This window comes from Terriglobia bacterium (assembly GCA_020073185.1).
Classification (GTDB): domain Bacteria; phylum Acidobacteriota; class Terriglobia; order Terriglobales; family Acidobacteriaceae; genus JAIQGF01.
Genome location: JAIQFT010000005.1, coordinates 93,471 through 101,467, shown reverse-complemented (window position 1 = coordinate 101,467; position 7,997 = coordinate 93,471). Strand labels below are relative to the sequence as shown.

At 60.7% G+C, this 7,997-nt stretch carries 8 protein-coding genes; 4 read left to right on the top strand and 4 right to left on the bottom strand.

Going from position 1 to position 7,997, the window contains the following annotated elements; genetic code table 11:
* The first annotated feature begins 163 nt into the window (after positions 1-163).
* Entirely contained in the window at positions 164-604 is a 441-nt protein-coding gene (locus LAN64_02590; GenBank protein MBZ5566719.1) for a DUF4928 family protein, read from the top strand.
* Between the two features lie 354 nt (positions 605-958).
* Here the strand turns inward: LAN64_02590 and LAN64_02585 are convergent, their stop codons facing one another.
* Both LAN64_02585 and LAN64_02580 read right to left on the bottom strand, forming a co-directional pair.
* Complete coding sequence (locus LAN64_02585) at positions 959-1,621, bottom strand: DUF2306 domain-containing protein (protein MBZ5566718.1); 663 nt, start codon at positions 1,619-1,621, stop codon at positions 959-961.
* A 232-nt stretch (positions 1,622-1,853) separates the two neighbouring features.
* Positions 1,854-2,036 (bottom strand): hypothetical protein, encoded by a 183-nt coding sequence (locus LAN64_02580; GenBank protein ID MBZ5566717.1) that lies wholly within the window; start codon positions 2,034-2,036, stop codon positions 1,854-1,856.
* A gap of 458 nt (positions 2,037-2,494) precedes the next feature.
* On the opposite strand from LAN64_02580, the gene LAN64_02575 reads away from it, so the two are divergent.
* From LAN64_02575 to LAN64_02565, 3 genes are all read left to right on the top strand, one after another.
* A complete protein-coding gene (locus LAN64_02575; GenBank protein ID MBZ5566716.1) occupies positions 2,495-3,751 on the top strand; it encodes an ABC transporter permease in 1,257 nt (418 codons plus the stop codon).
* Between the two features lie 33 nt (positions 3,752-3,784).
* The gene (locus LAN64_02570) at positions 3,785-5,038 is read left to right on the top strand and encodes an ABC transporter permease (GenBank protein MBZ5566715.1); all 1,254 of its coding nucleotides are present in this window, start codon (positions 3,785-3,787) and stop codon (positions 5,036-5,038) included.
* 130 nt (positions 5,039-5,168) lie between these two features.
* Positions 5,169-5,528 carry a hypothetical protein gene (locus tag LAN64_02565; protein MBZ5566714.1) on the top strand — a complete coding sequence of 120 codons (360 nt, stop codon included), beginning with the start codon at positions 5,169-5,171 and terminating at the stop codon, positions 5,526-5,528.
* 3 nt (positions 5,529-5,531) lie between these two features.
* Here the strand turns inward: LAN64_02565 and LAN64_02560 are convergent, their stop codons facing one another.
* Both LAN64_02560 and LAN64_02555 read right to left on the bottom strand, forming a co-directional pair.
* On the bottom strand, positions 5,532-6,503 hold the full coding sequence (locus LAN64_02560) for a radical SAM protein (protein ID MBZ5566713.1): 972 nt from the start codon (positions 6,501-6,503) through the stop codon (positions 5,532-5,534).
* 275 nt (positions 6,504-6,778) lie between these two features.
* Positions 6,779-7,975, bottom strand: a complete 1,197-nt coding sequence (locus LAN64_02555; protein MBZ5566712.1) for a glycosyltransferase family 4 protein — start codon at positions 7,973-7,975, stop codon at positions 6,779-6,781.
* Positions 7,976-7,997 lie beyond the last annotated feature (22 nt).

Genomic DNA, 7,997 nt, shown 5'->3' with positions numbered 1-7,997 from the left:
TTTTCCCAAAGTGCTGAGGGTGTGGTAGCTTCGCTTCAAGGCGGTTCTCCTTTCGTTGAGAAAGTTTCCAACCCGACTCTATCAAGAGCCGGGTCGAGAACCGCCCCTCAACCTTCAACTATGGATGGGACACCCTCGGAAGTCCGACGCAGTTGCACAGTACTTGGTCGGTGCAAAGCTTCAGCTCCGTTTCCCGAAGGCCGACATCCCAAACCAATCGTATAGCACGGCAGACGAGCAGCTCGGGCGAGCCGGGGATTTCGAAATCGGAGACACTGTGTTTCACGTAACGATCTCCCCTACGTCCGGCCACTACGAAAAGTGTGTTAGGAACACCGAGCGCGGGCTTTGCCCCTATTTGCTCGTCCCAGGTGCTTTGTTGGAAGGCGCAAAACAGAATGCCGACTATTCGGCACCCGGACGCATTACGGTCGTGTCGATCGAGTCGTTCATAGCCCAAAATGTGGATGAACTCGGGCAATTCACGATTGCGAGCACGAGAGAACACCTTAGGGGATTGCTTATCGCCTACAACGCGCGAGTCGAAGCAGTCGATACGGATAGGTCTCTTTTGGTCGAGGTGCCTCTGAACCTGCTCGACTAGTCTAGTTGGGCGGAATTGTTGTTCCAAGCTGCCATCCGTTCCAATTTGGAACCGGCACCGCACCAAACCGCAAATTTTTCCTGAACATCACAGACTTTCGCCCCCTTCAACCAGCTATCCTGGCTTTGCGCACCAGTGCGTAGGAGTGGTGGTGTCGATAGCCGCCACTAGTTAGTTCTTTGACAACAAAATGCCTCGCGCCGACTCGTCATTTCGCTACCTGACGGTAACCGACGGTTACCGTGCGGATTTGACGGTATACCGTTTGTAACTTATTGAATATACGCGCAAGCAGGGGGATGGGGGTGGGTGCCGTCCATGGTTTACTGATTGGTAATCTTACGACGCTACTGCTCATTTCACCATCACCGCCTTCTTTTGGAACGTTCCCTGCCAGGCGATGACCACCGACGGCACGAATCCGGCCAGCGCGATGACCGTCCACACCGTCGAAACGACGCCGACTTCGCCCAGGCGCGCGACGGCTGGAATGGCCAGCACGGCGCGCACGAAAACAAACACCATGGCGAAGGGATAGCCGCGCATCATCCACTGGCGGTGCTGCTGGATGTTGCCGCTGCGCACGCAGTAGAGCGCCACCGCGGTGCACAGAATCCACCCGCCGGCCTGGACGACGGTGGCCATGAGCAGCGTCGGCGGGCCAAGACGCATGGAGATGACAACCGCGACAGGAGCGGCGATGAAGGTCGCGCCGATGTAGATGCGCCCCATCAGGCGATGCACCGCCAGATATCGGCTGCGCAGCCGGCTGGAGAACTGGAAGATGCCGAGCGTGAGCGCGAGCGCGCCGAACACGCCGTGGGTCAGCATCAGCCAGGGTATGGGCGCAAAACGCTGGCGTAGCGGCGACGCGGGATCGAGCAGCGCCAGGTCACGGGTGTAGAGCACGAGCAGCGTCAGCAGGCCGAAGACGACAAACAGCACGTGCTTGGCTTGCAGCGGACGAGTGCGCGGAGCGGACGGAACGGTTGCGGTTGTTAAGGACGGAGCGGCCACGGTTCCCCACCTCCCAGTGGCTGAAAAAGTGATGAGAGAATAGCAGAAGGAGAAGACGGCGGTCTATGGTCGACGGTCGACGGCAAAAGCAAGGCAGTTTATCCGGCGCACACTGCGTTCATCGGCGGCGAAGAATTGCACAATGGTGCTTCTCGTAACCCAGGTGGTGCGTCAGTTCGGCGCGCATCGCTGCAGCGGGCTTGAGACGGCCGATTGATGTCGAGGCTTTCGGTCAGGCCGAGAGCTTCTGCCGACGCTTGATCCGGCGGGCCCGATCCCGGGCAATCAGATCGTGCACGTCGTATCCGTACGGTCCATAGGCGCGAAACACCGTGGGATCGTAGAGACGCTTGATGCCGCATTCGTTGCACACCTGATACGAATAATGTTCGTCGTACTGCAGCGGCCAACCCATGTGCGTATGCCAGCACCCTCGGAAGAGGATGGTCGCGGCAGCGCCTAGTCCAGCGACCGCAAGGCCAAGCGGCCAAATCCAGTGCGAATGTTTACCACCACGGGACATCTGGGAACCTCACAACGTATGCAGCTATGGTAGCGCACCGGTGAGCAATGTGCGACAACGTTCGAGGGCCTCTCGTTGGGGATACGGCAATTCCTGAACTGCTCCAACGAAACAAGCTGTTCGACGCGCCGGCAAGGTTAGCCGCAGAGGGCACGGAGAAATAAGCAAAAAGCCTTCTGTGTGCGCTGTGGCTAAGAAGGGAGTTTAGGGTGTCCTTCGTGCGTTTGCTCGAGTGCCGCGGGGTAACGGTTGCGAGCCAGGTCCGTCTAATTCGCAGATCGAGGCCGTAAAACTCCGAACCAGAATGCCGGTTCGGACGTACCCTCGGTTAGCGGTAAAGAACTGAGCCCATGCAACTGCGAGACCTGTTTCTCGACACGCTCCGGACCCTGTGGACGCACAAGTTGCGTACTTTTCTTACCATGTTCGGAATCGCCTGGGGCGTCGTGTCGATCATGTTGATGGTGGCGGCGGGCGAAGGTTTGCGAGTGGGGCAGCAGAAGGTTTCGCAGAATTTCGGGCGCGACATCATGATTATTTTTGCCGGCAGGACCAGCACCCAAGCCGGCGGTCTGCGCGCCGGGCGGCGCGTTCGCTGGGAAGACAGCGACATACCGCTCGTCCAGGAAAAAGCGCCCGCGTGCCGTTATGTATTGCCCGAACTGGGGAACAACGTTCGCATCCATAGCAACTTCAACGCCGCAACGCTGCTGGTCACAGGCTCCCATCCGTCGTTTGCCGAAGTGCGCAGCATCAACGTCGGCGAGGGGCGTTTCTACAACTGGGACGATGTTCGCGAGGCGCGCCGAGTCGCGTTTCTGGGCAGCGATGCGCGCAAGCAGTTGTTCGGCTCGCGGCCGGTAGTTGGTGAAAGCGTCTATCTCAACGACATTCCTTACCAAGTCATCGGGGTAATGCAAACCAAAAAGCAGGATTCCAGCTATGACGGCATGGATGTGAACAAAATCTTCATCCCTTACCCACCAATGCGCGAGGACTTTCCGAACAAAGCGCCGGACACGCCACATACGCTGGACCGGCTGCTGGTAACGCCGCGCAGCGTCGCGCTGCACGAGCGGTGCAAGGCGGAAGCGGTGGCGGCACTGGCCGGCATTCACAACTTCGATCCCACCGACAAAGAAGCCGCCAACGTCTGGGACACGGTGGAGGAGGCCAAGGCATTTCAGACCATGACCGACGGGATGAAGTACTTCCTGGGCGCGGTCGGTCTGGTCACGCTGTTTCTCGGCGGCATCGGGGTGATGAATGTCATGCTGGTCGCGGTGCGAGAGCGTACCCGAGAGATCGGTGTACGCAAGGCCGTGGGCGCCACTTCGCAGACCATCCTGCGCCATTTCTTCCTGGAAAGCCTGATCGTGGTGTTCCTCAGCGGCTCCATAGGTTTTGCGGTTGCGTTTGGCATATGCGCGCTGGTGGATATGGCGCACATGCCGGATTACTTCGCGGGCCTGATCCCGACATGGCAAGCGGGCGCCCTGGCTTTTGCGCTGCTGGGCACGGTTGCCGTGGCATCGGCAATTTATCCGGCGCGCCGCGCCGCTTCGGTCGATCCCATTGAAGCGCTGCGGTACGAGGCGGGAGGTTAAGCAGGGTATGGCTGGTCGGTTCCTGGCGCACAGATGTTGATCCAAACCATCGCCGATGCGTGGCACGCCTTGCTTCGCAGCAAGACGCGCTCCATCCTCACCATGCTTGGGGTGGTGTGGGGGATTGTGACGGTGACGCTGCTGGTGGCCTACGGCAGCAGTTTCCGCGGTGTCCTGGTGCGCGCCTTCGAAGCGTTTGGCCACGGCGCCGTGGTCTGCTGGCCGGCGCAGACCAGCGAACAGCCCGGCGGCCAGCGTGCCGGCAAGGTAGTGCGGTTCGAGCAAGCCGATCTGGAGCGCGTCAAAGAGGAAGGGACGCTGGTGAAGACGGTGTGCCTCGAAACCGTGAGGTGGCTGTCGGTTTCCTATCAAGGAAGGCTCGCCAACACCGCCATCCGCGGCGTCTGTCCCGAGTACGGCGAAATGCGCAACGAGGTGGCGAAAGAGGGACGCTGGATTTCCGCGCAAGACCTGGTCGAGCGGCGCCGCGTAGTCTTCCTGGGAGGACGCATTCGCGAACAACTATTCGGAGGCCGTCCCGCGGTCGGAGAAGAAGCTGAGATCAACGGCATGAGGTTTACCGTCATCGGCATCATGGACCGCAAGCTGCAGATGAGCAATTACTTCACCAGCGACGATCGTTCGGTGTTTATCCCGTTCACCACTGCCGGTGACCTGTGGAACACGAAGTACGCCAGCGTAATGGTTTTCGAGCCGGTGGCGCCGCGCTTCGAGGCCAAGGCCGAGGCGCAGGTGCTGGCGGCCATTGCCGGGCGCCAGGGTTTTTCGCCGACCGACAAGAAAGCGATCCAGATGTTTGGGCGTGAGGAATTCCGTCCCATCATTGACGGCATCACCATTGGGCTGCAGGTTTTGCTGGTGTTTATCGGCGCGCTGACCCTCGGCATCGGCGGTGTCGGGGTGATGAACATCATGCTCGTCTCGGTCGACGAACGCATCCGCGAGATCGGTTTGCGCCGCGCCCTCGGCGCGACCAAGTGGCACATCCGCATTCAATTCCTGGTCGAGGCGCTGTTGATCATGCTGTTCGGCGGCCTGTTGGGCATCGCGCTGTCCTACGCGGTGGCCGCGCTGGTCCCAACGCTCCCGTTGCTCGGCCCACTTTTCAAGGACACCTCCGGGAAGGGCGATATTACCTTGCATATCTCCCCGACGACGGCCATGTTTTCCGCAATTATTCTGATCATGGTCGGGACCCTGAGCGGAATCTTTCCCGCCCTGCGCGCCGCCAAGCTGGACCCGGTCGAAGCCTTGCGCTACGAGTGAACGGGGCGTCCCAAGTTTCCACAACAGCATAGACACTGCGCGGCCAGCGACCTCCATGTCGGGATCATTGACCGGCATTCCCAAGCTGGCGTAGCTTGTCCGTGATCCTTCTCTGAAGCGTGAGTCGAACATGGCTGATCTGCGGGGACGCAAGCTGATCGAAGAGCGCTTTGGCAAGCTGGGGAGCGGGACCGATACGGTTCTCATCGGCGATGCCGAATACGATATTGGAGCCGTGCTCGCGCGCCTGGACCTCGCTCTTGAAGATAGCTGGCCGATTGATATCCAGAAGGTCTCGGAAGGGCATTTCTGCGTCCGCTACTACGACGGGCAGGACCAGCGCATCGTCGCGCACGAGTTCGACGCGGATTTCAATTTCATCGCCGAGTACCGTGGACATATCGCGGAGTGGGTGGGCGAGGATCTGTATTACGAGTGGTTCCGCAGTACGCCGTTCCGCTGTCCGTTGGTGCCGGGAGATGATTTTTGATGGCTAGGCCGCTTTCGCCCGCGCTACTGCGGAGCCGACCAGGTTGGAAGCGCGCAGAAAACCGGCCAGGGTGACCCCCGCGAACTTCTTCCGCCCAACGCCCGCCAGTGCCATGGAAGCGACGCAGCCGCATTGCGAGCAGTCCGGATCGCCGCCGAACTGGCAGGGCGTGATGCGCGTCTTCAGGTCCGCCGAGACCGTTTCCGTCGTCTGCGCAAAGACGCATTGTTCCGGCGAGGATGGCGGGTATTCGTACTCGCGAATCGTCTCCTCCTTCATGTCCAGCTTGGGATACATCGGCCGGAGCCGCAGCATCTCGCGCACCACGAGGCTCCGCTGCGCCCGGGTGAGGACCTCGGGCAACTGCTCGCCCTTTTGTGGGGTAAACGTGCTGAACCACACGCGCTCGATCTCCGGGCGCGCCGTCCAGAAATCGAGAAAGCGCTCCAAGTAGTCTGGAGAATTCAGCATCAAGCCGGTGACGGTGCAATGCACCGTGACACGCTGGCCTGCGATGTTGTTCAGGATGCGCTCGTAGGTGGCCGGTTTGCGGCGGGCGTCGTGTTCCGGCTGCAGGCCGTCAATGGAAACCACCACCTGCACCCGATTCATGCCGGCCCATGCCGGCGGAAGCGGTCGGAACGCGCTGGTCACCAGCTGCACAAAAATTCCCCTGCGCACCAACTGCGGCATCAGCTCTTCCAATTCGCGGTAGCGGACCAGCGGATCGCCCCCCACAATCGAGACGTGCAGCGGCTGCAGGCGGTCCACCAGTTCGAGCACCCCGCGCACCAAGGCGTCGCCGCGGAGATCGCGCAGTTCGCGCAAGGTTGTGAGACCGCCGAGGTGCTGGTCGCCGTATGCATAACACCCCGGACAGCGCAGCGGACACTCGCGCGTGATTTCGATGGAGAGCAGCGGTTTTCGCCCGGAAAGAATTCGCCCCCAGGCCTGGAGAACGTCGTTACGATTCATCGCGCCTCGTTTGCGGTAGTGACCGCGTGGCCGAAGGGGGACACTGCGACGAACGGGAGAAGTGCCACCAGCAGAATTCCGACAATGACGCACGGCTCTCCCCACATCGCAAGTGGTTAGACGTAATCCGCCGCCGAGAGGTTGTTTTTTGTGGCTGAACCTCCTGGAGAAAGAGAAATCGTGAGCCACCTGTGGCCTGCGAGTAGCCGCCGGCTTGCGGATCGAAGGACAGGGGCTCGACAGGAGAAGGTCAAGACTGCCGACTGAAGATGGTCTCAGGCCTGTCGCACTCCGGTTGGCGCGGGTATGACGGCGGGTGCACCGGCAACCTCGCGATAGACATTCAGGATGCGCTGCACCGAAGCCTCCCAGGAGAAGCGCTGCACCTGCTCGTAGCCTCTCCGCTTGAGTTTCTCGCGCAGGGGCGGGTCGACCAGGACCTTGTGCAGGGCGCGCATGATCTCGAAGACGTTCTCCGGATTGACCAGCACGGCGGCATTCCCCACCACCTCGGGCAGCGAAGAGGTGTTGGAGGTCACCACCGGCGTGCCGTGCGCCATCGCCTCCAGCGGCGGCAGCCCGAACCCTTCGTACAGCGAGGGGAAGACGAAGACTTTTGCCACGTCGTAAAAGATGCGCAGCACCTCGATGGGCACGAATCCCAGGAAGCGCACGTCGTTCTGCACGCCGCTCTTGATCACGGTGCGTCGCAGGTCGGGATGGCGCGAAACTTCGTCTCCGATGATGATCAGCTTCAGGTCGGGGAACTTGCCTTCCTTCTCCAATTCCGTCTTGAGCGCGGAGAACGCCTCGATGATGCGGACCACGTTCTTGTGCGGGCTGATCCGGCCGGCGTAGAGCAAGAACGGGTAATTGCACTGGTAGCGCTCGGCAATCAATTCGCGGTCCGCATCGGTGGCGTGGCCGACGCGGAAGCGGTCGTCAATGGCGTTGTAGGCGACCTCGATCTGGCTCTCGGGAATCCTGAACAGCCGCTGAATATCCATCTTGGTGAACTGGGAAACCGCCAGGATGCGCGCAGCATGGCTGATGACGCGGTGGGTAAGATAACGCTGCGCGGCGCGCCGCATTCCCGATCCATTGTGTGCGCGGTACATGAAATCCAACAGGTCGTGCACCGTCAGCACGTACGGGCAGGGGAGGTACAGAGGTGTCCAGTACAGGTGCGGAATGTGCACCAGGTCGCAGTCGTAGTAACGCAGGACTTGCGCAAACCCGATGTAGCTGCGCGCCGAGCCTTCTTCGACGGTGAACGGAACAATGTGGAAGTTCGGCGGGAGCTTGCCGATTTCGCGCACGCGGTCGCGTCCGCCGATCAGGAAGTAGTCGCTGCACTGGTCTAGTTGCCCGAGCGTCCGCACGACGTTTCGGACGTAGGTTCCGACGCCGAAATCGTGGATCGGGCGGATGTCAATTCCAACGCGCACGTGGATAGTGTAGCGCGAAGGCATACTCGAAGCTCGGAACGGTTGA